Origin of the sequence: Prosthecobacter sp., assembly GCF_044226605.1 — a bacterium.
GTDB lineage: Bacteria > Verrucomicrobiota > Verrucomicrobiia > Verrucomicrobiales > Verrucomicrobiaceae > Prosthecobacter.
The window spans coordinates 172,042-195,955 of the sequence record NZ_JBGAGS010000005.1 but is presented as its reverse complement, the minus strand read 5'-3'; the positions used below and the strand labels follow the sequence as shown (position 1 = coordinate 195,955).

23 protein-coding genes, 1 tRNA gene and 1 riboswitch are annotated in these 23,914 nt (G+C 60.7%); of the genes, 12 read left to right on the top strand and 12 right to left on the bottom strand.

The genetic code is table 11. From position 1 onward, the window contains the following. The first annotated feature begins 46 nt into the window (after window positions 1-46). From ACILSO_RS08285 to ACILSO_RS08275, 3 genes are all read left to right on the top strand, one after another. Window positions 47-1,009, top strand: coding sequence for a hypothetical protein (locus ACILSO_RS08285; protein ID WP_395736913.1), 963 nt, complete (start codon window positions 47-49; stop codon window positions 1,007-1,009). 188 nt (window positions 1,010-1,197) lie between these two features. Next, window positions 1,198-2,127 (top strand): AAA family ATPase, encoded by a 930-nt coding sequence (locus ACILSO_RS08280; protein WP_395737066.1) that lies wholly within the window; start codon window positions 1,198-1,200, stop codon window positions 2,125-2,127. 4 nt (window positions 2,128-2,131) lie between these two features. Further along, a complete protein-coding gene (locus tag ACILSO_RS08275; RefSeq protein WP_395736912.1) occupies window positions 2,132-5,101 on the top strand; it encodes a transglutaminaseTgpA domain-containing protein in 2,970 nt (989 codons plus the stop codon). A 33-nt stretch (window positions 5,102-5,134) separates the two neighbouring features. Here ACILSO_RS08275 and ACILSO_RS08270 read toward each other — a convergent pair whose 3' ends face one another. Continuing rightward, complete coding sequence (locus tag ACILSO_RS08270; protein ID WP_395736911.1) at window positions 5,135-6,268, bottom strand: tetratricopeptide repeat protein; 1,134 nt, start codon at window positions 6,266-6,268, stop codon at window positions 5,135-5,137. Window positions 6,269-6,453: 185 nt separating this feature from the next. Here ACILSO_RS08270 and ACILSO_RS08265 point away from each other — a divergent pair, with 185 nt between their 5' ends. After that, complete coding sequence (locus ACILSO_RS08265) at window positions 6,454-6,795, top strand: hypothetical protein (RefSeq protein ID WP_395736910.1); 342 nt, start codon at window positions 6,454-6,456, stop codon at window positions 6,793-6,795. 136 nt (window positions 6,796-6,931) lie between these two features. Here the strand turns inward: ACILSO_RS08265 and ACILSO_RS08260 are convergent. The 4 genes from ACILSO_RS08260 to moaC form a co-directional block, all read right to left on the bottom strand. After that, window positions 6,932-7,006, bottom strand: a tRNA-Val gene (locus ACILSO_RS08260). 125 nt (window positions 7,007-7,131) lie between these two features. Next, the gene (locus ACILSO_RS08255) at window positions 7,132-7,908 is read right to left on the bottom strand and encodes a helix-turn-helix domain-containing protein (RefSeq protein ID WP_395736909.1); all 777 of its coding nucleotides are present in this window, start codon (window positions 7,906-7,908) and stop codon (window positions 7,132-7,134) included. Between the two features lie 22 nt (window positions 7,909-7,930). Further along, the gene (locus ACILSO_RS08250; RefSeq protein ID WP_395736908.1) at window positions 7,931-9,832 is read right to left on the bottom strand and encodes a TonB-dependent receptor plug domain-containing protein; all 1,902 of its coding nucleotides are present in this window, start codon (window positions 9,830-9,832) and stop codon (window positions 7,931-7,933) included. A gap of 56 nt (window positions 9,833-9,888) precedes the next feature. Further along, window positions 9,889-10,115: riboswitch (cobalamin riboswitch) on the bottom strand. A gap of 105 nt (window positions 10,116-10,220) precedes the next feature. Continuing rightward, window positions 10,221-10,667, bottom strand: coding sequence for a cyclic pyranopterin monophosphate synthase MoaC (gene moaC, locus ACILSO_RS08245; RefSeq protein ID WP_395736907.1), 447 nt, complete (start codon window positions 10,665-10,667; stop codon window positions 10,221-10,223). Between the two features lie 146 nt (window positions 10,668-10,813). On the opposite strand from moaC, the gene ACILSO_RS08240 reads away from it, so the two are divergent. Further along, window positions 10,814-11,122: a hypothetical protein gene (locus ACILSO_RS08240; protein ID WP_395736906.1), complete on the top strand. Its 309-nt coding sequence runs from the start codon at window positions 10,814-10,816 to the stop codon at window positions 11,120-11,122. Window positions 11,123-11,138: 16 nt separating this feature from the next. Here ACILSO_RS08240 and moaA read toward each other — a convergent pair whose 3' ends face one another. The 3 genes from moaA to ACILSO_RS08225 are packed head-to-tail and all read right to left on the bottom strand — an operon-like array spanning window position 11,139 to window position 14,130. Continuing rightward, a complete protein-coding gene (gene moaA, locus ACILSO_RS08235) occupies window positions 11,139-12,137 on the bottom strand; it encodes a GTP 3',8-cyclase MoaA (RefSeq protein ID WP_395736905.1) in 999 nt (332 codons plus the stop codon). A 35-nt stretch (window positions 12,138-12,172) separates the two neighbouring features. Next, entirely contained in the window at window positions 12,173-13,432 is a 1,260-nt protein-coding gene (locus tag ACILSO_RS08230) for a sensor histidine kinase (protein WP_395736904.1), read from the bottom strand. After that, complete coding sequence (locus ACILSO_RS08225) at window positions 13,429-14,130, bottom strand: response regulator (protein ID WP_395736903.1); 702 nt, start codon at window positions 14,128-14,130, stop codon at window positions 13,429-13,431. The genes ACILSO_RS08230 and ACILSO_RS08225 overlap by 4 nt, the downstream gene beginning before the upstream one ends. A 178-nt stretch (window positions 14,131-14,308) precedes the next feature. On the opposite strand from ACILSO_RS08225, the gene ACILSO_RS08220 reads away from it, so the two are divergent. From ACILSO_RS08220 to ACILSO_RS08200, 5 genes are all read left to right on the top strand, one after another. Next, window positions 14,309-15,424 (top strand): glycosyltransferase family 4 protein, encoded by a 1,116-nt coding sequence (locus ACILSO_RS08220; RefSeq protein WP_395736902.1) that lies wholly within the window; start codon window positions 14,309-14,311, stop codon window positions 15,422-15,424. A 4-nt stretch (window positions 15,425-15,428) separates the two neighbouring features. Continuing rightward, window positions 15,429-16,295: a UDP-2,3-diacylglucosamine diphosphatase gene (locus ACILSO_RS08215; protein WP_395736901.1), complete on the top strand. Its 867-nt coding sequence runs from the start codon at window positions 15,429-15,431 to the stop codon at window positions 16,293-16,295. A gap of 30 nt (window positions 16,296-16,325) precedes the next feature. Beyond that, window positions 16,326-17,036 (top strand): phosphate signaling complex protein PhoU, encoded by a 711-nt coding sequence (gene phoU, locus ACILSO_RS08210; RefSeq protein WP_395736900.1) that lies wholly within the window; start codon window positions 16,326-16,328, stop codon window positions 17,034-17,036. A 154-nt stretch (window positions 17,037-17,190) separates the two neighbouring features. Further along, window positions 17,191-17,838 carry an HAD family hydrolase gene (locus tag ACILSO_RS08205; protein ID WP_395736899.1) on the top strand — a complete coding sequence of 216 codons (648 nt, stop codon included), beginning with the start codon at window positions 17,191-17,193 and terminating at the stop codon, window positions 17,836-17,838. 35 nt (window positions 17,839-17,873) lie between these two features. Further along, the gene (locus tag ACILSO_RS08200; RefSeq protein ID WP_395736898.1) at window positions 17,874-18,404 is read left to right on the top strand and encodes a hypothetical protein; all 531 of its coding nucleotides are present in this window, start codon (window positions 17,874-17,876) and stop codon (window positions 18,402-18,404) included. A gap of 65 nt (window positions 18,405-18,469) precedes the next feature. Here ACILSO_RS08200 and ACILSO_RS08195 read toward each other — a convergent pair whose 3' ends face one another. Both ACILSO_RS08195 and ACILSO_RS08190 read right to left on the bottom strand, forming a co-directional pair. Next, a complete protein-coding gene (locus tag ACILSO_RS08195) occupies window positions 18,470-19,501 on the bottom strand; it encodes a ThuA domain-containing protein (RefSeq protein WP_395736897.1) in 1,032 nt (343 codons plus the stop codon). A gap of 180 nt (window positions 19,502-19,681) precedes the next feature. After that, a complete protein-coding gene (locus tag ACILSO_RS08190; protein ID WP_395736896.1) occupies window positions 19,682-20,770 on the bottom strand; it encodes a lipid A deacylase LpxR family protein in 1,089 nt (362 codons plus the stop codon). Window positions 20,771-20,951: 181 nt separating this feature from the next. Here ACILSO_RS08190 and ACILSO_RS08185 point away from each other — a divergent pair, with 181 nt between their 5' ends. Beyond that, a complete protein-coding gene (locus tag ACILSO_RS08185; protein WP_395736895.1) occupies window positions 20,952-22,175 on the top strand; it encodes a right-handed parallel beta-helix repeat-containing protein in 1,224 nt (407 codons plus the stop codon). A 6-nt stretch (window positions 22,176-22,181) separates the two neighbouring features. Then, the gene (locus ACILSO_RS08180) at window positions 22,182-22,616 is read left to right on the top strand and encodes a hypothetical protein (protein WP_395736894.1); all 435 of its coding nucleotides are present in this window, start codon (window positions 22,182-22,184) and stop codon (window positions 22,614-22,616) included. Between the two features lie 46 nt (window positions 22,617-22,662). Here ACILSO_RS08180 and ACILSO_RS08175 read toward each other — a convergent pair whose 3' ends face one another. Continuing rightward, entirely contained in the window at window positions 22,663-23,031 is a 369-nt protein-coding gene (locus ACILSO_RS08175) for a YciI family protein (protein WP_395736893.1), read from the bottom strand. Window positions 23,032-23,315: 284 nt separating this feature from the next. Beyond that, complete coding sequence (locus tag ACILSO_RS08170) at window positions 23,316-23,777, bottom strand: hypothetical protein (RefSeq protein WP_395736892.1); 462 nt, start codon at window positions 23,775-23,777, stop codon at window positions 23,316-23,318. Window positions 23,778-23,914 lie beyond the last annotated feature (137 nt).

Here is a 23,914-nt window from a genome sequence, read left to right as displayed (position 1 = left end):
GCGTTTCGCGCATCACGAAGCATCTCTGTGAAAGAGCTGTTTCATCATGCATACCAAAATCCTCCTCCTCCTTGTTGTCTTTTCCCTGCACGCACAAAGCGCCGAGCAGATTCGTCTGTTTACCGATGCAAAGGGGCGCAGCGTCCGCGCTGCGTTTATATCAACCCAGAACGGGCAGGTCACGCTCCGGCTCGGAAACGGGCAGCTCCACACGCTCAGCATCAGCACCCTGAGCACGGCGGATCAAAAGTGGATCGAAGATCAGGGCCAGGCAGGCGCTGCACCTTCGGATCTGCCCGGAGGCATGGTGTTCTCCCCCAGGTGGCTGCCGCAGACGCTGACTGCCAAACGGGAGCTGCTTGAGTCCCTGGAATTTTATTGCAAGGCCTCCGTCGGTGATGCGCCCAAGGGCCAGGAGCCCATACCGTCCTCCATCGTGGGCGGCATCACCTGGCGCATGCCCGTTGACGAGGCGGTAAAGACACTGCCTCCCGACTTTAAAAAGATCTCAGAGCGGCCGATGGTGCACCCCTGTTTTCCGAATGACTCGCTCGTCCTTTGCGGCTTTCAGTCCAGAAAGTTTGTGGACCACGGGCAGCCCTTCAACGTCATGTTCATGCTCGTGGACAAGGAGCGCAAAGTCGTCTCCGTCCAGTTCGTGGATCAGAATGGGAAGAATGCCAGGTGGCTGCCGGTACCGGACGGCATCCGTGAGCCTTACTACAATCTGGTCAGCCTGGCACACAACGGCAGCACGACCAAAGAGGTTCCGTATCAAATCCTCAAAGGCGGCACGGGGGCGGTCTGCATCAAGACCACGTTTCAGGACAAAACCGGGCCGATGCCAAGGGTTCCCGTGCAGGTGCCAGGCATGCCGCCGGCGAACATGCCCGCCATGGTCGCAGGCGTTAATGTTGAAGAAAACGTCCATTGGTATCTCCCGGCCCCGTTTGCCCGCTCCATCCTGGACATTGTGGATGTGTATCGGAAGGCTGGCGTGATTCGCTGATGGACAAAGGGCGGCCTGTGCTGCAGCACCATGAGTGGAGCATGCGGCAAGGCTTTGAATGCCGGATGCGCATCAATTTGCGGAGTGTGGTGAAAGCGGCTTGCTTTCCTGGCAGGAATTCGGCGAGACTTGAATGTCTAACCCAACCATTCGTGTCCTCACGCGCATCCCACACCTCCGCCGACGCCATGCTGCCCGCTGCCACCGCTCTGCAAGCGTCTCAACAGATCGAATCCATCATCGCGCGTGTATCGCAGGTCATTCTGGGAAAGGAGAATGTCGTGCGCCTTGCGGTCACCTGCCTGCTGGCGCGCGGGCATCTGCTGTTTGAAGACCAGCCGGGCGTGGGCAAAACGATGCTCTCCCAGGCGCTCGCGCAGGCGCTGGGTCTCGGCTTCCGCCGCGTGCAGTTCACCAGCGACCTGCTGCCTGCGGACATCCTCGGCGCCTCGGTGTATGACCGCGACACAGCGGCCTTTCATTTTCACAAAGGCCCCGTCTTCACCCAGGTGCTGCTGGCGGATGAAATCAACCGCGCCACGCCCAAGACACAGTCCGCGCTGCTGGAAGCCATGGAGGAAGGGAAGGTGACGGCGGATGGCGCCACGCATCCGCTGCCCGAGCCCTTCTTTGTCATCGCCACGCAGAACCCCTCTTCGCAAATCGGCACCTTCATGCTGCCGGAGTCGCAGATGGACCGCTTTCTCATGCGTCTTGCGCTCGGGGTGCCGGATCGGAGTGCGGAACGCGCTCTGCTGGAAGGTCAGGAAAGGCGGGAAATCCTCCGTGCGATGCAGCCGGCGATGTCCTTCATCGAACTCCAGCAGCTGCAAACCTGGACGCGTGCCGTGCATGCCGCTCCGGCATTGCTCGACTATTTGCAGGACCTGCTGGCCGCCAGCCGTGTGCAGGGGCATGGACTTTCCCCACGTGGCGGACTTTCGGTGCTGGCGGCGGCACGAGCCTGGGCCTTGCTCAATGGGCGGGCAATGGTGCTGCCGGAGGACATTCAGGCCGTGGCTGTCTACGTCATGGGCCATCGTCTGGAGCATGCCGCCGAAGGCATGACCGGCCTCGATCTGGCACGCCAGTTGATCGCCGAAACTCCCGTGCCCTGATGCCATGAAAGTGCGCGTGCGCTGGAACCGACACACGCTGGCGCTCATGGCCATCGTGGCAGGCATGTGGTATGCCGCCGAAGCCCAGTCCAATGGCGCGGCGCACCTCATCGCGCTGCTCACAGCGACGATGGGCATGCTCTCCTGGCTGCATGCGCGGGCCAATCTGCGCGGCCTTCAGGTGCGGCTGGTCGGCGCACGGCCCGCCGCACAGGACGCCTCCATGCCCATCCCTGTGGAACTGCGTGCCACGGGTGCGGTTTCCCCCTGCGGCCTCGAAGCCCTTGTCATTGGTGCCAAAGAGCCCGTCTTTGTGGAGCGCGTGCCGGCGGGAGCCTCGGTCATCGTGGACCTGCCCCCGCCGGTGCAGCAAACCGGGGGCGCCCTGCAGCTCCTGGTGCGCAGTGTGTATCCGCTCGGCCTGTTTTCTGCGGAGTGCATGGTGGAGACGGCATGGGTGCGTCGGGTGCATCCGCAGCCTTCCGGAGATCTTCCTCTGCCTGCTCCAGATCCCGCGCGGCAGGGCGATGCCATCGCAGTCGCCACCGCCCGCGGGCAGACCAGTGGTGGCGATGATTTTGCCGGCCTGCGTGAATGGCGCGCGGGAGACTCGCCGCGCCACATCGACTGGCGTGCTGCGGCCCGCGGCGGTCCGCTCATGGTCAAAGCATGGAGCAGCGGCAGCCAGGGCGTCGTCGTCTTTGACTGGAAAGCCATGACTCTGGAGGAGTCCGCACGTGCCTCGCAGATCGCCCGCTGGATGGAAATCTGCGAGCACGAAGGCAAGCCCTATGAACTCCGCATGCCCGGTCAAACCATCCGCGCCAGCCATGGGCCTGCTCACATGCGGCGCTGCCTGGACGCCCTCTCCATGCAGACCACGGCGGAGGCGGGAGCAGCCCCTTCCAATGACCTCAAGAATGGCAGGGCCGGCAGCGTGGTCAGCATGGAGCAGTCCACCTTCCTGCCCTGGCGGCCGCTCATGTTCCTGAGCATCGCGCTGCTTCTCGCCATCCTGCCCCTGCACGGTTACATCGCCATGGGCGGCCTGGTGGTGTGTGCTCTCTGCCTGCTCTGGCGCGGCGTGCTGCGCCGTGGGGTGCCGCCGGTCCTCGTTCGCGTGGGCGTCATCTTTGCTGGTGTGGCGGCGGTCTACTCCACCTATGGAGAGCTGAGCGGCATGGAGCCCGGGATCGCGCTGCTGCTCGTGCTCGCCGGAGCCAAAATGTTGGAAAGCCGCACGCCGCGCGAGTTTCAGGTGCTCGCCCTCATCGGCTGGTTCCTGGCCTTCTGCTCAATCCTGATGGAAAACCGTCTCTCCCGCTCCGTGTGGACGGTCACGGTGCTGCTGCTCATCGCCGCCGCCATGGTGCGTTTTCGGCGCAATCTGCCCGGCGCGCGCGAGCCGGCGCGGGTCACGGCTGTTCTGTTTGCCCAGGCGCTGCCGCTGGCGGTGCTGCTCTTCTTTGTCTTTCCACGCGGTCTGCTGGACCTTGGTTCAGCGCTTGGCCGCAGCCGCTTTGGCCAGACTGGCATCGACAACGTGCTCGACGCTGGCAACATCGCCAAAGTGGCCCTGAGCTCCGAGGTTTCTTTCCGGGTGCGTTTTCCAGATGGCAGGCTGCCCGCCAATGACACCCGCTATTGGCGCTGCCTCACCCTCTGGCACTGCGAAGGCATGCGCTGGACCCGTGGCGACCGCCTCGGCTTCTCACCCAGGCTCTCCGGGAAGAAACGCGAGACGGATGTCACCCAGATCATCGATCTTGAGGCTCATTGCAAACGCTGGCTGCCGGCGCTCGATCTCCCGCTCGTGAGCTACCTTCGGGGTGTGGAGGTCTATCCTGACTATGATGACACGCTCGCATCTCCCATCTCGGTGCAGAACACCGAGCGCTTCGAGGTGCTCTCGCGCTTCAAGATTCCCACCCCACAGGACCCAGCAGACGTGCCGGAGCTGCTGGAAACCCACCGCATCGCCGCGCTGCAGCTTCCTCAGAACATCTCCCCCAAGCTCCGGGAACTCACGGAATACTGGAAATCGGTGACGCAAAGTGACGAGCAGATCGTCAGCATCGGCCTCAGCTTCATCAGCACACAAGGGTTCCGGTATACCCTGGAGCCGGGCGAATACAAAGGTCCGCAGGCGCTTGAAGAGTTCTTTTTGCACCGCCGCACGGGTTTCTGCGAGCACTTCAGCGCCAGCTTTGCCACCCTCATGCGCATGGCAGGGGTGCCATCGCGTGTGGTCATTGGTTATCTTGGCGGCGAGTACTCAGATCACAATGGGGGCTACCTCATCGTGAAACAAAGCGATGTGCATGCCTGGACGGAGGTGTGGCTGGAGAAGTTTGGCTGGCTGCGCATCGATCCCACCGCCGCGCTGGCGCCCGATCGTGTGAACATCGACCTGCGCTCCTACCTGGCCGGCGGTGCCGAGGAGGCGGAGCGCCAGCGCCGCACGCTGTGGGGGCGGACGTTGCAGCGCCTTCATCTCTGGTGGGACAGCGTGAACTACGGCTGGCAGAACCAGGTCATCGACTACAATCAGGAAACCCAGCGCGGCCTGCTGGAGCGTGTCGGCCTGCGGCAGAGCAAACTCGTGCTGCTCATTCCCAGTGCCGCCTTTGTGGTGCTCAGCGTCCTGCTCATCACCCTGTGGCTGCGCCGTCCCGCGCGCCATGCGGACCCCTGGATGCGAACCTGGCAGCGGGCCTGCCGACGTGTGGGCAAAGCCGGTGTGCACGCTCTGCTGCCCAATGAAGGACCGCTTGCCTTCGCCCAGCGAGTCGCTCTCTCCCGCCCAGATCTCTCCTCCCAGTTCGCGCCTTTGGCAGAAATGTACGTCGCAGGCCGCTACGGATCTGCACGAGAGAGCCTGGACGATTTCAAGGCCGCGGTGCTCCGGTTCAAACCCCGGAAGGCGAGCAGAGAGCCAGCCGGACCCAAGAGCGGCGTCCAGGCTCGCAGCTAGGGACGTCAGAAAACAGCATGCACGGGCTCCCGGTCATTCCTTGGCCGCAGTGCCGAGGCTTTTCACCAGTTTTTCCGCCTTGAGGGTGTTGGGGTGTTCTTTGCCCAGAAGCTTCAAGCGTCCCTCATAGGCCCGCTGTGCATACACCAGGGCTTCCGCCGTCTTTTTCTCCGCCTGCAGGCACAGTGCCAGATTGTAGCAGTTTTGCAGCGTGTCCGCCTGCCCGGCGCCATACACCCGCTCACGAATGGCCAGCACCGCGCGGTGCTCCTGCTCAGCCTCCGCGGCCTTGCCCTGATCCAGCAAGGCTTTCGCCAGCTGGCTGCGGCTGCTCAGGGTGTTGAGGTGTTCAGGGCCGAAGATGCGTGTCTGCAGCGGGATGAGGCCGCGGTTCACCTGCTCGGCTTCGACGAATTTCTCGTTGTAGACCAGCACGGAGGCAAAGATGCTCAGCGCATAGAGGGTGGTGCTGTGCTCCGGGCCGAGACGCCGGACGCTCACAGGAATCACGTCGCTGATGATCGCCTCTGCTTCCGCAAAGTTGCCTGCATGAATGAGGAGCGTGGCCAGACTGCAGCGTGCCTGCAGAGTTTGACGATCATCCGGACCCAGGGTGCGCTCACGAACGGCCACGACGGCGCGCTGCTCCTTCTCTGCCTCAGCATATTTTCCCAGCTCCAGGAGGCAGGTCACGCGACCGCTGCGCGCTAGCAGGGTGTCATCATTCTCTCCACCGAGCACCTGCTCGTCCAGAGCGATCAAGGTGCGGAATTCGGGTTCAGCCGTCGCAAACTTCCCACGCTCCATTTTTGTCCTGATGTCGCGCCCCTGGCTGATGAGGAAGTCGCGTACTTCCTCACGCGGCATCGGTTTGAGGATGGTGGACAGGCTCTGAAGCAGAGACTCTGCCTCGGCCTGTTTATTCTCGGCGAAGAACAGGCCCGCCAGCATGATTTTGGCACGCAGTGCTGGCGCGCTGTTCGGACCGAATTGGTTGTCTCCTGCCACCACCAGTTTGCGCGCGGCCTGCTCTGCTTCGGGATATTTGCCGGCATCGACGAGGGCTTGGACGGATTCTTGGGCCTGCGCCTGAAAATCCGCCGGCATTTTGTCAGCGGCTGCGGCGCTCCATGTGGCGAGGAGGAGGCAGATGAGGAGCGGCTTCATGCTGGAAAAAAGGAATGCTGATGATGAGAAAGCGAAGGGCCTGCGGCAAGCCGAATCTCGCGCCCTGTGTCGTGTCACTGAGCCGCCTGGATTTTCGATGCCTCCATGGGTGCGGCGCCTTGGCAACTGCGGTTCAATACCTTTTCGGTGGCTCCACGGAACAAAAGCTGCCAAGCATGCCGTGCATGAGCGAGATCAGAACTTACGACGGCTACTTCACCTTTAAAATCCTCTCCCGCGATCAGGCAGATCATCTGGACGAATTGTTTGCCGAAGCGGGCATCGAGGTGGATCTGGCCCTCCAATCCTTGGAGTTCTCCTGGATGGGGCGGGAGCGGGATCGAGTGATTCTGACTCTGTTCATGGAAGTGGCCCGGACCCTCGGCGAGGCTGAGGGCGAACTGCGCTGCGAAATCGACGACGACCAGATCGATCCACACTTCGAGTTTTTCACCATCAAAGGAGGTCAGCTTCTACTGCAACGCGCCAAGGTGGTGCGGGAAGGGGAGCGGATCGTTCAGTCTTAGGGAGGCCTTGAATCCATCGCGTCACTGCTTGATGGGGGTGTGTGAAGGCCTGGACTTGAGCGGCACCGTCATGTGTGGTGACTGATCGCACCAGCCGATCTCTGCCGGCCCGGGAACTCTCCACAACTTAAAAAGATGGTGCGCGGTGCAGGGTTCGAACCTGCGACCCCTGCCGTGTGAAGGCAGTGCTCTACCGCTGAGCTAACCGCGCGGAAGTTGTGGGGCGGAGTCTGTAACAGGGCTTTGCGGTGTGAGCAACCAGAAATTGCAAGATAGGAGAGGGATCATCCAGATCCCTCACGCTCAGCCTCGAAAGGGGAGCAGATGATCTCCCTCCTACACCCTCCTCAGCCGGAACTGCTGCAAATACCGCAGCGGCGTCATGCCCATGTGGCGGTGAAAGTGGTGGGTCAGCGCGCTTTGATCGCAGAAGCCCAGATCGCGGGCCACATCGGAGATGTTCGCCCCTTCGCGCTGCAGGGATTCGCAGGCGGCCTGGATGCGCAGCTTCATGATGAAGGCCTGCGGGCTGGCGCCGAAGGTTTCCACGAACTTGCGGTGAAGCTGGCGCGGTGAGAGATGCACAATTTGCGCCAGTTCCGTGATGGAGACGCCAGTGCGGAAATGCTCGCGGATATAAGCGAGCGCACGGTCAATCTGCAGATAGGGCTGCAGCATCTGCTTCTTGCCCTCAAAGCTCTGCACCGTGCCCATGATGCCGATGACTCGGCCTTTTGCATCGGTCAGCGGCAGCTTGTTGGTGACAAACCAGTCGGGCAGGCCCTGATCGGTGAAGAAGAGTTCGACGATGTTGAGCTGGGCCTTGCCGGTGCTCATGACCAGTTCGTCATCGCGCCGGAAGTTCTCGGCCAGGCGGGCAGGGAAAAGATCAAAGTCATTCTTGCCCACGATGCCCGCTTCTTCGGTGATGCCAAAGCGGTCCATGAAGCGGCGGCTGGCGCACATGAAACGGAAGTCGCTGTCCTTGGCAAAAAACGCCAGGTCCGGCAGGTGGTCGAACAGCCGGTAGAAAGGACTGTCCGCACTGACGCGACGGATGAAACGTTCGCGCAGTGCGGCAGGGGATTCGGGGCGTGGCGCAGGATTGCTCACGCCCCAGTCTTAGCCATGCGGATCAAAAGCGCAAACGCAGCCCGGCATACGCGCCGGTTCCCATGACAGGAAAGCCGGGGATCTCCGAGTATTTCTGGCCGAGCAGGTTTTCCACGCGGGCAAACAGGTCCAGGTGCCGGTTCACACGCCAGTTGGCGGAGAGGCGCACGTTGAGGTAGTCCTGCACATCGCGCTGCGCGAAGCTGATGGGATCAAAATCCTCGCGGTCGATCACATAGAGGGCGTTGAGGTTGAAGGTCACATCCGGCACCGGCTGAAAGCGGATGCCGCCGGAGAGGGTATGGCGCGGGCGGCGCACCAGGCGGGCCATGTTGGTGTTGTCATACGCACCCAGATAAGTGTAGCTCAGGTTCACGCCAAACATCGCGCATGGGTTCCAGTCCAGCCCGCTTTCCAGGCCCTGGGTGGTGGCGGAGCCGACGGCCACCGGAATGAAGAACGGCGGCAGGTACTGGTAGGTGTTGCGCAGGTCATTGTGGAAGTAGGTGGCACGCAGCGAGAGCTTGTTCTGCAGCAGCGGCTGCGTGATGCCAAACTCATAGCCACGGCTGCGCTCCGGCGTGATCAGGTTCGGATTCCCGCCGAACACAGGCGTGAGATCCTGCGGCGTGGGCGGCGTGTAGGCCGTGCCGTAGTTCGCATGCAGCACCGTGTTGATGACCGGGACCTGGTAGCTGACGCCGCTGCGCCAGGTCAGGGCATTGCTGAAGTCCGAGTACTTGTCGTAACGGATGCCGTTGATGAGGTTGAAGCCTTTGAAAAGCTGCGCCTGGGACTGGACAAAGAAGGCGTAGTTTGTCTGCGCCTGCGAGATGTCCAGCATCTGCGCCGTGTCGTTGTAGCGGCTGATCTTCTGATCCTGAAACCACGCGCCGGCGGTGATCGTCCACTGGTCCATCACGTTTACGACGCTTTTGTATTCCAAAAAGTCCGTGCGCGAGCTGGTGCGGTTGTCCGGATTGAAGAAGCCGCCCATGCCCGTGGCCACCTGCCGGAACTGGCTGTGCGAAAAGGTGAGCGACTGCGTCCAGCGCTCAGTGGTATTCCATACCAGCCGTGGCGAGATGCTCCAAAACTCGGTCAGCAGGCGCGCATCCGGATCCACCGTGTAGATGTTTCCCGGCACGCCGACGCTGGCATTGTAGTGCCGTGTGTCGAGGTCAAAGCGCAGGCTGTCGGCAAACTGGTAGCCGACTTTGCCCGCGATGGCGGTCTGGTGAAACTGGCTGTTTTCCCGCTGGCCCTGCATGTCGGTCTGGGTGGCCTCAAGGCCCCAGTCGAGATTGCCGATGGCTCCGAGGGAGCTCACTCCTTCGCGGAAGGTGCCGTAGCTGCCGGTTTCAAAAAAAGCCGTGGTCTTCGGCTTCTCCAAACCTTTGCCGCTGCGGGTGATGATGTTGATGACACCACCCATGGTGCGCCCGCCGTAGAGGCTGGCGGCGGGGCCGCGCAGCACTTCGATGCGCTCCACGTTGTCCAGCGTCATGGTTTCGAGGTTGAAGGAACCCGCGAGGTTCGCGGGCATCGGCCTGCCGTCGATCATCACGGCGGTGTCCTTCGTGGTGGTGCCGCGCGTCATCACCGTGGCCACGTTGCCGGGAATTCCCAGCGTGGCGATGCCCACGCCGGGCACATTGCGCAGCGCATCCACGGCAAAGCGGTACTGGTTTTCCTCGATCTTCTTGCGGTCGATGACCGTGACGCTGCTGGCGGTGCGCCAGGTTTCTGTTTCCGTCATCGTCGCGGTGATGACGACTTCCGGAATGTCTTTCGACGGGTTCTTTTTCTCGTCGTTGTTCTGTGTTTTGGCGGGCGTTTGCGCCGCGCCGATTTGGATGGCGGCTAGGAGTGCCGCCGAGATCGCGGCACAATGGCGGCGACCCAGGTTTTTCTGGAGGTACATGTCGTTGCGTTGTTCATTGGTTCGATGAAATCACCCGCGCACCGCCACATGGCGGGTCGGGTGATGTGTTCGCAGCGAGATGTTCGGACTCCGGGTTTGCGCGATGGCGTATGACCGCCTCCGCTCCTCGCCTCCGCCTTCACCAAGGATTGCTCCCGATTGGCTGTGTTCCATGTCCAAAAAGAACATGAATGGAGGTCTGTGACCCGATACCGCAGCGCCACTGTGGCCGGTTCTCACGGCCTTCCCTGCATCTGCGAACGGCTGCACGGCGTGTGTTTGCACGCCCTGCGGATAAAGAAAACGGAGTGCCCGGGGGCGCTCCGCCATGCCTTGTCATAGGCTCCGCGCAGGACAAGGGCAACCAGAAATCTGCAGCACGCCGGCCTCAGCCCTTCGTCTTGCTCACCAGTTTGATGCCCTCAATGCGCATCTTTTTGTCAGCCGCCTTGCACATGTCATAGATCGTCAAAGCGGCCACGCTCACCGCGGTGAGCGCCTCCATCTCCACCCCAGTCGGTGCTACGGTGATCGCCGTCGCGGTGATGTGCACCGCCTTGGCACGAATTTCAAAATCCACCTGCACCTTGCTCAGCGGAATCTGATGGCACAGCGGGATCAGATACTGCGTCTGCTTCGCCGCCTGGATCCCCGCGATGCGCGCGATGCTGAGCACATCTCCCTTTTTCACCTGATTGGTACGGATCAAATCCAGCGTGGCAGCTTGAAGCAAAATGCGCCCTTCCGCCACCGCTTCACGCCGCAGCGGTGGCTTGGCAGAAACATCGACCATGGAGGCTTCGCCTTTGCGATTGAGGTGGGTGAGGGTGGGCATGGGGCAGAAAATGGAGTAATGTAGTGGCGAGGAGGCATTGTGCCGTTTCTCTTGTTCTCAGACACTCTGATTAGTGCTTTATCAAAATCCTATATACTAGCGAATATCAGGGGCCATATTAATAGGATGAAAGGATTAGCGAAGCCATGTTTGGTGTAACTCATATGGATGGCTCGGGCGACGATGATCCGCCCGTGCAAAGTCTGGATGCTTTGTACGATGAATTGAAGCTGTCTGGTATAATGGATGGCAGCGTAGCAGTCATTCATGATGATACGGGATGGTGCATGTCCGCGCATCGTGATGGGAGGCTCGTTTTTGAACATCTTACCAAAGGTGGCGAAATGCATATGAAACCAGTCCGAAAAGAGCAAGTGCTCGAGTTGTGGCAGCGGCTGATTGAGGGCAATATTGGAGGCCTGTTATCAGAATCTTGGAAGTCTGGTTACAAGTAAGCCGCACCCTCTTCAATCACCCCCCAATCGCAATCATCCGACGGTTCGGCTGATAGTTGTGCCGGAAGTCGTGCTCCTTCGGCTTCCGCGCCACCACGTTCTGGAAGAACGCCGCAAGCTCGGCATCGGTGCAACCTGCGCGGATGACGCTGCGGAGGTCAAACTCGAGGTAGCTGCCCAGGCAGGGGCGCAGCTTGCCGTCGCAGGTGAGGCGGAGTTTGTTGCAGTTCTCGCAGAAGTGCAGGTTCGTCATCGCGCCAATGAAACCGATCTTCTGGCCGGTGGCGGGCACGCGATGATAGACGGCGGGTCCGTTGGTTTTGAAATCGGGCGATTCGATGAGCGGGCCGGTGGTCTGCTCGACGAGTTTTTTGGCGGTGGCGATGGGAAGAAAATTATCCTCGCTCAGCACTTCCTGGGTGCTCACGGGCATGAGTTCGATGAAGCGGAGCAGAGCATCTTTTTCGTGCGCGTATTGGATCAGGGCCGGCAACTCGTTCTCGCTCTGGCCCTTCATGAGTACGCAGTTGAGCTTGATGGATTGAAACCCGGCGGCCTTGGCGGCGTCGATGCCCTCCAGCACACGCGGCAGCAGGTCGCGGCTGGTGGTGCGCTGATAGGTCGCCCGGTCCAGCGAATCGAGCGAGATGTTCACCGTGCGCACACCCGCTTTCACCAGGTGTTCCGCGATAGTGCTGCCGCCATCCAGCTTGGACAAAAGCGTGCCGTTGGTGGAGATGCCGATTTCGTCGATGCCTGCGATCTTGGAAAGCTCGGCGCAGAAGTCCGCCACACCGGGGCGGGTGAGGGGTTCTCCGCCCGTGACGCGAATCTTTTTAATTCCTAGAGTGGCTCCGACACGGACGACGCGCAGCAGTTCCTCATAGCTCAGCGTCTCCTCTTTGGCGAACCACGTCTGCTCCTCCTCGGGCATGCAGTACCGGCAGCGTTCGTTGCACCGGTCGGTGACGGAGACGCGCAGGTAGGAGATGCGATGGCCGAAAGGGTCTTGCACAGGGGGAGGGTTCTAACCACACTCTACGCCTCCGCTCAAGCCTGGGTATGCAGCAAAGGCAGCCGCATCGTAAATGTGGTCTCGATCCCCGGGGAACTCGTCAGCTCCACTTTGCCCCCATGGGCCTCCACCGCGCGCCTGACGATGGAAAGGCCCAGGCCGGTGCCTTTCACCTGCGTGGAAGAGTGGTGCTTGTTGCCGCGGTAGAAGCGTTTGAAGACAAAGGGCAGGTCGTGAGCCGGAATGCCGATGCCGTTGTCGCTGACCTTGATCACGCAGCTTTTGTCCTGCCACTCCCCGGACACACGGATGACGAGGCCGGGCTTGCTGTTCTCCTTGAGCGAGTTCTCGATGAGATTGCTGAAGATCTGGTCCCAGTAAAACCGGTCGCCCACCAGTTCGCCCCCTTCCTTGGGAAAATGAAATTCGATGCGTGCATCTCGGCCCTCCAGCATCGGCGCCAGCCGGTCAGCCGCGTCCCTGGCGCAGTCCAGCACATTGAACGGCTCCTTGTTCAGTGTGCTGCTGGCGTCTTCCAGTCGTGAAATGGCGAGCATGTCCTCAATGATGCGGGCGATGCGTTTGCCATGTTTCTCCATCACATCCAGGCTGCGCTTGACCGTGGGGGAGGCCTTGCCGGCGTCCTCCTGCAGCATTTCAATGTAGCCGTTGATCAGCGTGAGCGGTGTGCGCAGCTCGTGCGAGGCATTGGCCACGAAGTCCCGGCGGATCTGCTCCGTCATGGCGGCTTCCGTCACGTCCTGAATCATGAGCCAGGCCCCTCCGCCCACGTCGGCGGCCAGCGGCGCGGCTTCGGCGATGAAGTAGCGCCCCCCCAGATTGGCCCCGGCACCCACATCCGACGGCAGCATCTGAATGCGCCGGGTGGCGTGGCTTTTTTTGCTCAGGGCTTCCTGCACCAGGTCGGAAATCTGGTGGTCGCGCACTTCTTCCATGAGGGAGCGCCCGCTGTGGATCTCGTGGCGGTGCAGCAGCTTCTTCAGCGGCCCGTTGGCGTAGCGGATGCGCAGGTTCGCATCCACCAGCACCAGCCCCTGGCTGATCTCGTCCAGCAGAGCCTCAAACACCCGGCGCTGCTCCGCCTGCTGTTCAGCATGCAGGCGGGCCTGCACCATGGCGGCCGCCTGCACCGGCAGTTGGTCGGCATCCCGCGCCTTCATGCCGAGAGATTTGGCCGCGCCCTCCCAGCGTTTGGTCCAGTACTTCTCGCGTCGCGCCCAGGCAATGAGGCACGCGGCCAGCAGCAGGGCGAGGAGGAAAGAAAAGGAGGTCATGCAGGCTGGGAGGCGGCGGAGAGCTCCGTCTGGAACTGGAAACCGGTGCCGCGAATGGTGACGATATGATCGCCGGCTGCACCCAGTTTTTCACGCAGGCGTTTGATATGCGTGTCCAGCGTCCGGGTGGCCACGTCGCTGTTGTAGCCCCACACATCCCGCAGCAGGTCGGCGCGGCTGTGCACGGCGGTGTCGTTTTCCATCAGGGTGGTCAGCAGTTTGAACTCGATGGTGGTCAGGTCCAGCGCCGTGCCATCCAGAAACAGCTTCAGGTTTTTGCGGTCCAGCATGAAGCGCCCGCGCTGGATCTCCGAGACGTGAGTCACCTTTTTCACCCGGCGCAGCACGGCGCTGATGCGCAGGTACAGCTCGCGCGGGCTGAAGGGCTTGGTCAGGTAGTCGTCCGCCCCCAGTTCCAGGCCGGCGATCTTGTCTGTCACCTGCCCCTTGGCGGTGAGGATGATAATCGGAATGGTGGCCGTGCGGGTGTCCGCGCGCAGGCGTTTGAAGATCTGCATCCCGTCCAGGCCGGGCAGCATCAGGTCCAGCACGATCAGCTCCGGCTGCTGGGCCAGCGCCGTCGGCATCACCTGCAGGCCGTTGCTCACACAGATGGACTCATGCCCCTCACGGCTGAGGTGCATGGAAATGAGTTCCGCGATGTCCGATTCATCCTCGACGATTAGTATTTTGCTCATGGGGAATGGCTTTGGGGTGTTGTGCACCAGCGGCAAACCGATGATGGCAACGAAGCTGACACATCGCAACTGACTTGCTCGCTTCCCAGATGTGAAGCGTGACGGATTCGTCACGGAGTCAAAGTTGGTCTGCTTTCGTGGATGCGCTTCATCCAGCTTTCGTTAAATGTCTCCCATAATGAGAGTTCTCATCGTCACGGACACCTACCCGCCAGACATCAATGGCGTGGCGAGGACGCTCCATACCCTCGGCGCAGGGCTGACGCGTCGTGGCCATACAGTTCAGGTGGTGACGACCGTGGAGGGGGATGACGGCCTGAAGCGCCACGTCATGCACTCCATGCCGCTCCCCGGCTACCCCGGTCTTCGCTTTGGCTTTGCCTCCACCCGCCAGATGCTGGAGATCCTGGACAGTTACAAGCCGGACGCCCTCTACGTCGCCACGGAGACCCTCATGGGCATCTCCGCCATCCGTGCGGCCAGCAAGCGCCAGATCCCCGTGGTCTCCGGCTTCCACACCAATTTCCAAAATTACCTCGAAGACTACCACCTCCCCGGCATGGAGACCGTGGCCCAGGGCGTCCTGCGGGCCATCCATAACCAGACCGCACGAACCCTGACTCCCTCCGTGGACACCGCCGCCATGCTGGAGCGCTGGGGCATCCAAAACGTCGGTGTCCTAGGTCGCGGTGTGGACACCGAACTCTTTGACCCCAAGCGGCGGGATCCCGCCCTGCGCCAGGCCTGGGGTGCGGACAAAGACACCCCCGTGGCCCTCTATGTGGGGCGCGTGGCCGCGGAAAAAAATCTGGAGCTGGTGGTGCGTGCCTTTGATGAATTTAAAAAAGTCCAGCCGGCTGCACGCATGGTCATCGTGGGCAATGGCCCCCGCCTGGAGTCCCTTCAGCAGGAGCGCCCGGATTTTCATTACGCGGGCGCCCGCACGGGCCTGGACCTCGCAGCGCACTATGCCTCGGGCGATGTGTTTCTCTTTCCCAGCATCACGGAAACTTTTGGCAATGTGGTGCTGGAGGCCATGTCCGCCGGCCTGGGCGTGGTGGCTTATGATTACGCCGCGCCGCGCCTGCTCATTCGCTCGGGGCAGAACGGCTGGCTGGCCCCCTTCAATGAAGAGGCGGCATTCCTCACGCAGACCCGCGTGGCCGCCGCAGAATGGCGCAATGACGAACTGCGCTTCGCCGCCCGCCAGTCCGCCTTTGACCTCGGCTGGGAGCGGGTGATCGAGCAGTTTGAGCATGAACTGGCATCAGTGATGCACCGCATGATTGATTGAAGCGATGAATGACGACGCCCCAGTTCTGAATCCCGCCACCGGCAAGTCAAAGCTGCGCTTCAAGACCATCTTTGTCTCCGACGTTCATCTCGGCATGCCGGACAGCAAGGCCGCGCAGGCCTCCCACTTCCTGCGCAACTGCCTCTGCGAAAAGCTCGTGCTCAATGGCGACATCATCGACGCCTGGCACCTCCGCCGCATGGGCGGCTGGAACAAGGGCCACACCAACTTCATCCGCACCGTCCTGCGCAAGATGGAGAAGGAAAACACCGACATCATCTACCTGCGAGGTAATCATGATGATGTGCTGGACCGCTTCATCCCCATCCAGTTCGAGCACTTCATCATCACCGACGAGCACATCCACCACACGCCCAAAGGCGACTACCTCGTGGTGCATGGCGATGGCTTTGATGCCGTCAGCACCAATCACGCCTGGCTGGCCCAGCTCGGCGGCCTCGGCTATAATTTCCTCCTGCGCATCAACCGCTTTTACAATGGCTACCGCCGCCTGCGTGGGAAGGAGCCCTTCTCCTTCAGCGCCTGGGTCAAGCAGAAGGTCAAGTCCACCATCGGCGCCGTGGGCAAGTATGAGGAGCAGCTGCAAAACCTCGCCAAACAGCGCGGCTGCATCGGCATCATCTGCGGCCACATTCATAAAGCGGACAACAAGATGGTCGGCTCCACCCACTACCTCAATTCCGGCGACTGGGTCGAGTCCATGACCGCCCTTGTGGAGCATCTCGACGGCACCTTTGAGATCCTCGGCTACCTCGACTTCTGCCAGCGCACCAATCGCGACCCCAAAGGCGCGGCGGCCGAGGGCGAAGAAGAGCCGCTGCCGGCGGAATCTTCCCCAATTCCCATGTAGCAAAACCGTTACATTAGTTCATCCTAAGCCATGCAAGATCACATCCTCTCCAGTTTCAATCACTCGCTCGACAAGCTGCGTGACGACGTTCTCGCCATGGCCAGCATGGCGCGCAAGAACCTCGCCAGCGCCATGCGCGGCCTGCTGGAGCGCGATACCGACCTCTGCAATGCCGCCATCGCCGCAGACCAGGATGTGAACGAACTCGAAAAGAACGTGGACAAGATCGGCATGCAGATCCTCGTGAAGTTTCAGCCCACCGCCCACGACCTGCGCCAGGTCATGGGCACCATTCGTGTGGCCAACAACCTGGAGCGCATCGCCGACCAGGCCTCCAGCATTGCCAAGCGCGCCCGCATCATCAACAACCTCCCCGAGTTCCCCGAGATCAAGCTCATCCAGCCCGTCTATTCGCTGTGCGACCGCAATCTCGACATCAGCCTCCAGGCCTTCCTCAATGCCGACCCCGATGCCGCCGCCGCCGCCCGCCTTCTGGACAAGGAGCTGGATGCCGCTGAAAAAGCGCTCGACCGCGAAATCATCTCTGTGATGGAATCCAAGCACGCCGAGCTCGAAGGCTACATACACCTCATCTTCGTGGCCCGCTTCCTCGAACGCGTCGGCGACCACGCCAAAAACATCTGCGAAGACACCATCTTCATTGAGCGCGCTGAAGACATCCGCTTCAGCAAAGACAAACGCGCCGAAGTCGCCGCCGCCGCAGCCGTTTCAGGCTTGTAAAGTAGTCTAGAGCTTTAGCTCGTTCTGGAAAGCTTCTCCTCCAGCGCTTCATTGAAGCTACGGGCCCTTCGTGTCGAAATGCCCGCAATCCAAGGCTGCCCGTTCAGCGCGGCAATCCCGAACGCGACTTTCCGCCGCGCCAAACTTCACCCCAATGTCCTCCCCCACGCCCCCAATCCTCCACCTCCCACGCCCCTATCAAGCCGTCCTCTTCGACATGGACGGCACCCTGCTCGACTCGCGTGCCGTGGTGGATCGGGTCTGGCGGCACTGGGCTGCTTCGCATGGGCATGACTCCGCGCCCATCATGGCCGTGTCCCATGGCCGCCGCACCATCGATACCGTCCGCGCCTTCGCCATCCCCGGCGCGGATGTGGAGGAAGAAAGTCGGAAGGTCGAAGCCATGGAAATCGCCGATGTCGAGGGCATCGTTGCCATCGCCGGTGCGAAGGAGCTCATCTCACGCCTTCCCAGCGACCGCTGGGCGCTGGTCACCTCGGCGGGCAGGGAACTGGCCCTCCGTCGTCTTGCCGCTGCCGGTTTGCCAGTGCCGTCCGTCATGGTCACCGCCGAAATGGTCGCCTACGGCAAGCCCGACCCCGAAGGCTACCAAAAAGCCGCCCGCCTCCTCGGCACCACCCCGGACCAATGCCTCGTCTTCGAAGACGCCCCCGCTGGCATCGAGGCCGGCCGCCGCGCAGGCTGCGATGTCGTCGCCATCACCGCCGCCCGTCCGCATCCCTTCGAGCCCGGCTGTCCCGAGGTGCTGGATTATACACGCGTGCAGTTCGCGTTGGTTTAGGTTATAGTCAGTGGGAAACAGGGTTTCCCTCCCGCATGAGCGCCACCGCTGACTTTCCAGCCCTCTCCTTTTCCTGCCCCAAACTCTGGGCGCAGATGCAGGGAGATGAGAAGACGCGCTTCTGCGACGTGTGCCAGAAGAACGTGCATAATCTCTCGATGATGAATTCGGAGGAGCGCCGCAAGCTGCTGGCGAGTACCGAAGAAAGCCCCTGCGTGACCTACTTCCAATATCTGAATGGCGAGCCGATTGATGTGACGGCGTTGCCGGAAGGTCATCCTCTCAAAAGGAAACTGCTGAAGGCCGCGTTGATATCAATGAGCGCCGTTGCCGCTGGTTCCATCGCCTTCGATGCTGGCACCCTGGTGGGAATGGCCCTCCAAGATCAGGAAGCTTCTACCCTTGGCAGAGGTGGTTGCTACAACATGTTGACGGGCGTTCCCCTTCCACATCCTGGATATGTTTCACCTTCTGGATCTGTGCCACCGCCCCTGCCACCCGGTGCGCCGGGACCGATGCCGGGCGGACCGCCGCCAGCGGGCGGACTGCCGCCTTCGGGGCTGTAGCAGCGCCAGAAAAAAAGGCGCTGTGTCACCACAGCGCCCTTCGAATTACAAAGCTGATTTCGAACTCACGGAATATTCCCCGGAGTGGACACGCCTTCCTCTAGTTTCAGCGCCCACTTGATGCCAGCCAGGATCATCTCCTGATAGGTTTCGGCAATCTCGGGGCTGTTCTTGCGCTCCTTGGTGTCGGCCTTCCAGGTGGGGTCCCACACGTCTTCGCGGTGGCCGAGTGAGTTGTAATAGACACGGCCCGAGCCGAGTTGCTTGCACCAGGAGACAGGGTAGTAGCGCCCCTTTTGTGCCTCCACATCTTTCAGGTCCTGATCCTTCTTCGGGTCTTCGACCTTCTTTTCCTTCCGCTGCGCTGCTTCAGCCCTCATCTGCTCCAGGTTCGGGTGGGTGTTCAGGCCCAGCAGACCATGCACCTTGGCTTTGTTGAAGCTCTTAATGATGTAAATCTCGTCAAAGACTTTCCAGCCCATGGGCACGGTCTTGGTGATCGGGTGCGCGGGGTCATGGATGACCGGCTGGATCTCCACCTGCGACTTGTGCGTTTCAAACTCTCCCCCCAGCATGTCGATGTAACCGCGGAAAGGATGATAGGTGTCCGAACCCGAGTGCATCGCGATGAAGGCCTTGCCGCCTTCGATCAGCTTGATGAAGCCCTCACGGTCAGGCAGCAGGAGATCGCCGGTGGTGTTGGCAAACACGAAGCCGTCGTAGCCTTTGATCTTGTCCAGCGCCATCTTCTCAGCCATGTAGGCCTTGATCTTTTCGCCCCAAGCTTTGTTGTCCTCGTTGAACTTGGCGTTGGCGATGCTGTAGGCCTCGGTCTTCGCCTTGAAGGACTCGTCCGTGTCCTTCGGGCCACGCTCAGGCGCCTTGCCGGGATTCTTCGGCTGGCCTTCGGGCTGATGGACGTAATCCACGGTGAAGGCACCGGATTTCTGACCGAGCTCCGCGAGCACTTTCTCCGCCGTCTCAATGGAGGAATGGCGGAAGCCGGTGGTGACGGTGACGACGAGCAGCTTCTTCGGCTCCGCCGAGGCGGAGAGTGTCAAGGCTGCGGCAAACAGGAGCGTGAGGCGTTTGATCATGGTGGGGAAAATCCAAACGTGGCGTGCCGAAGGTCTTTTGCAGGCGGAAAGTGCGGGAAAAAGCAAGGCAGTGCATGCGGACCGCAAAACGAGCCATGTCGCCGTCCGGTTGAGCATCGCGGCATCTCATGCACCATGGACCAGCAAACCAGGCACTGCGAGCCTTGGGCCGATAACGGATCAGAAAAAGATGCTTAGCATCACCGAGCCAAAGAGCTGCCCTTCGGGCTGCCCTTTGTACTCACGGGTGCGGTAGATGAAGGCGTAGCTGAGCTTGGAGTTCCGCCAGTTCATGGCCATGCCCAGCGAGAGATCCGCGACAAAGACGTTCTTGTCCACGGAGTGGCTGCTGCGGAAGGTGTTGCCGTCCAGGAAGATGTTGCGGGCCACGGCGCGTCCTTCCGCACGGGCAAACATGTGCACGCCAAAGCGGTGCATCCAGGTCCGCGCGCCCATGCCTTCCACCGGCGTAGGCGTGGTGGCCGCATCGCTGATGCCGCTGGTGCCAAAGTCATCCGGCAGATTGTAGCCGAATCGCAACTCGCTGCCTATGTCCGCCAGCGTATACACATTCCCCACCGTGGCCCCGGCATAGGGGAGGAAGTCGCAGGCCAGGCCCGCAACGTCGTGATTGCTGCGGAAGCGCCACTTGCGCTCATAGGAGGCATTGATGCCGACCTCGTTGCGGAGCTGATTGCTCCAGCCCTGCGGCGAGCGCTGGCCGAGGGCGTGGTGCACGGCCATCTGGGTCTCCTCCCCCAGTGCCCACGGTCCCACCACGCCGATGTTCAGCACAAAGGTGTTCTTCACCCGCGGAGTCTTCCACACGAGGCCCAGCCCTCCGTAGAGCCAGCCGGCGTAGGGGCGTTCATTTGGCACCAGCGTGGAAGCCTTGGTGTTGTTGGGCGTGAAGAGGCTTTGACCAATGAACACAGCCACGTTCCGCGTGTAGCCGCTGTTTCCCATGAACGGCGCATCATCAAAATAGCCCGCCACATTTCCTGCGGCGGGATCGTCGCTGAACTTGTTCAGGCTCGGCGAGGTCCAGCTGATGCGCGCTCCGTTGGTATAATCCCGGTCCGTCCCGGCAAAGGCATCGTTCTCAAAATAAAACGTAAGGGCGCCGAAATGCGCAGGACTCAGGTCTGGAGCCATCTGGGCGGGGCTCAGCGTTGGAGTGAGCGGCGCTGGTTCCACATCTCCTGCCATCTGGCCGTGGAGGAAACAGGGAAGGCCAAGGGTGGCGATGAGAGTGAGCGCGTTCTTCATAATCGGAAACCTACTTTGAGCTTTTGGCTGCCGTCTATCGAAATGCAGAAACTATTTGGATGTATGGCGCATCAGATTTTTTCTTGAATCGCACTTAGGATGTTTCGCCTTTGCCACCAGATAAAATGAGAATTTGCAAGCTCCATGCGAGGAAAGTCTTAATCCGCAGCGTTTGTCTAGGGTGAAAACACTCTTATCCCTCCTTCTGACTTCCGCATTCGTCCTGCAGGCTCAGACTCTTCCGCCCGTCGCAAGTGTGGATGCAGGCAAGCATCCAAACCTGCAGGCGGCGCTCGATGCGGTCCCGGAGGGCGGAGGACTTGTGTCCATCCCACCCGGGCGTTACGTGATCACGCAGCCTTTGCGGGTAAGGACGGCGGAGACCCGGATCGTGGGCAGCGGCGCCGCCACGCACATCGTGAATGAAAACACGCAGGGAGAAGCTGCTTTCATTCTACGGCCGCCAACTCGCGACACCGATGCCAAGGCCCAGCTTTGGCGTGTGCAGATGGCCGATCTGCGCATCAGCGGCACTCCCCGGAGCGGAGACGGCGTCTTTGCCGAAGGCATTCAGGAGATCTATTTCGAAGGCGTCTCCATCGACCACCATGGGGGTCACGGCATCCACATGGTGGACTGCACGGAAGATCCGCGCGTCGCGGACTGCATTCTCACCTACAACAAGAAGAGCGGCATCGAAATCCACGGCGGTCACGACATCGTCGTAAACGCCTGCCACTTCGAAGAAAATCAGGACGCCCTCCGCTGCATGGATGCCTTCAACCTCTGCATGAACGGAAACAACATCGACGATCACCTCGGCAACGGCATCATCATCGAGAACACCTACGGTTCCGTCGTCAGCGGCAACATGATCGAGGAGTGCAATGGCACCGCCATCATCCTCGACCGCGACTGCTATGGCATCACGCTGAGCGCCAATGTCATTGCGCATCACCTCCAGGGCGGCATTGACCTGCGGGACGCCTGCGGCTGCACCCTCAGCGCCAACACTTTCGTCCTCGTGCACCAGTTTTCAGTGCGTGTCTCCGCCGACTCTGAGCGCAACACCGTTTCCGGCAACACCTTCACCAACTCCTTCATCGGGGCCGGCAAAAACAAACGCCCGGATGCAGGCAAGGAGCCCATGGCCATCGACATCGGCACCGGCGTGAAACTGGAGGCCGGCGCAAATGGCCTCGTGCTCAGCGGAAACACCTTCTCAGGCCTCTCCACGGCCGCCGCCTGGAGCGAGGGCGAGGTGAAGAATGTGCTGGTCACTTCCAATCTCTGCTTGGATTGCGGACGTAGCCTTCCTAAAGGCAGTCCGTGGCTGGCCTTTGCTCAGAAAACCGGCATCCTCATCAAAGACAATATGGACGAAAGCTCCGCATCCTCCCAATGACACCGCATGCTTGATGTACAGCGCAATCGCGGGGCAAAGAACCGTGGAGAAATCGAATTCACGCGCAAGATCATGTGGACGCACATGATCTGGGGCGCGGCGGTGATCGCGTTGTTCTTGTTTCACGAGCTGTTCATCTGGTTTGCAGGCTCCTTGGTATGGTATGCCGCCAGTCTGGCGGCCATGTATGGATTCATGAACCAGAGCAGGTGCTGCCGCTGGCTGCTGTCTCTGGTGTTTCTCGCCGGGACGGCTGTTGGTCTCCTTTTCCTCAATCGCATCTATCCCGACATCATTCCGTCACGCACTGCGCTCCTGCCGCACTCGGCCATCCCTCTGTGGCTGGGTTTTTCCAATCTTACCTACGGCCTTGGTGCGCTGGTTGTGCTGTTTAACTCCCGCGTCCGTATCGCCGGCGAGACGGGCTTCATGCTGTGGTGAGAAGGCGGGGCGGGGGAGTGCTGCCTTTCTGCTCACGGCCCGTCCCTCATCGCAGATCATCCATTTCGTATATCGGCCGGATTTCGATCTCGCTCGCCTGCGGCATGGGATTCGGGCAGCGCTTCACCCAGGCCACCGCCTCCTCCATGTCCTTCACCTCCCACAGCCAGAAGCCCGCCACCAACTCCCGCGAATGCGGAAACGGCCCGTCGATGACCGTGCGGCTCTCACCATCAAACGCCACCCGCTTGCCATGCGCAGAAGGCTTCAGCCCGTCGCAGTCGATGAGAATGCCAGCCGCGCGCAACTCATCATTGAACATCCCCATCGCCTTCATCGATTCCAGCACCTCCGGCGTCGGCACAAAGTCTTTGTCGCTCACATCGTTGTTTTTGACGAACACCATCACACGCATGGGTAGGACTCCTTGGATTGGGTAAAAGTTGAGTGAGCGGGGAAGGGGACTTGTTGAGCCCCGCTTTCCAGCGGGCCAATCTTGAATCGAAGCCAACCTTCCGCTGGATTCTGCAATCGTATTCAACACGACAAAATACCCTCGAATCCACACTGCCACGACGATGACCGCTCGAACCCTTTTCAAAAGAGCCGCACTATCGCTTCCCGCAGTCCGGCTTTCCTTGAGCCTCTGTTTTGTGGCACTGTAAATTCGCGGTTGTTTTGTTCGCAAACTTCACAATGTCATCTTTTGGCTTGGATGAAGCCTGCCGCCTCCCGAACTTTGGTGATGGCTTTTGCAGTAAAGCTTTGGCCGTTTTTCAAGACCACCTGAATTCCAACGGGCATTTTCCCGCCATTCGCAGACTGGGAGTGGATATACAACTCTGAAATCTGATCATACCGGCATTTCCACTGGCTGCCGGACCCCGTAAACGTCATCCCGTTTTCGTACAGATCCAAACGTATTTTCGAATTGCGCCAGCCTGCCAGAATGGTGAGCAGACCCCCAAGGATAAATAACAGCGGGAATATGGCGTCATTAAAACTTCGAACTGACATGTTCACCCAAAAAAAGATGCCCCCGGCAATCATTCCGGCTCCTAAAAGATGAAAAAAGGCAGATTGGGCTAAGCCGCAATCGTGAGACCGGCAGAGGTCTCCGAATTCGCTGCTGGGTGCTGTGGCTTCGTTCTGGGATGACATCGGTGTTTGGTACGGTAAGGCGGGAATACCTAGGCAGGATATAGGTATTGGTGGTACGAAACAAATTCAAGGCGGGGCTGTGTGCGTATCAATGAATTTCCAACCTCCCCAGCAAAACGAACAACGCCGCAGAGTCT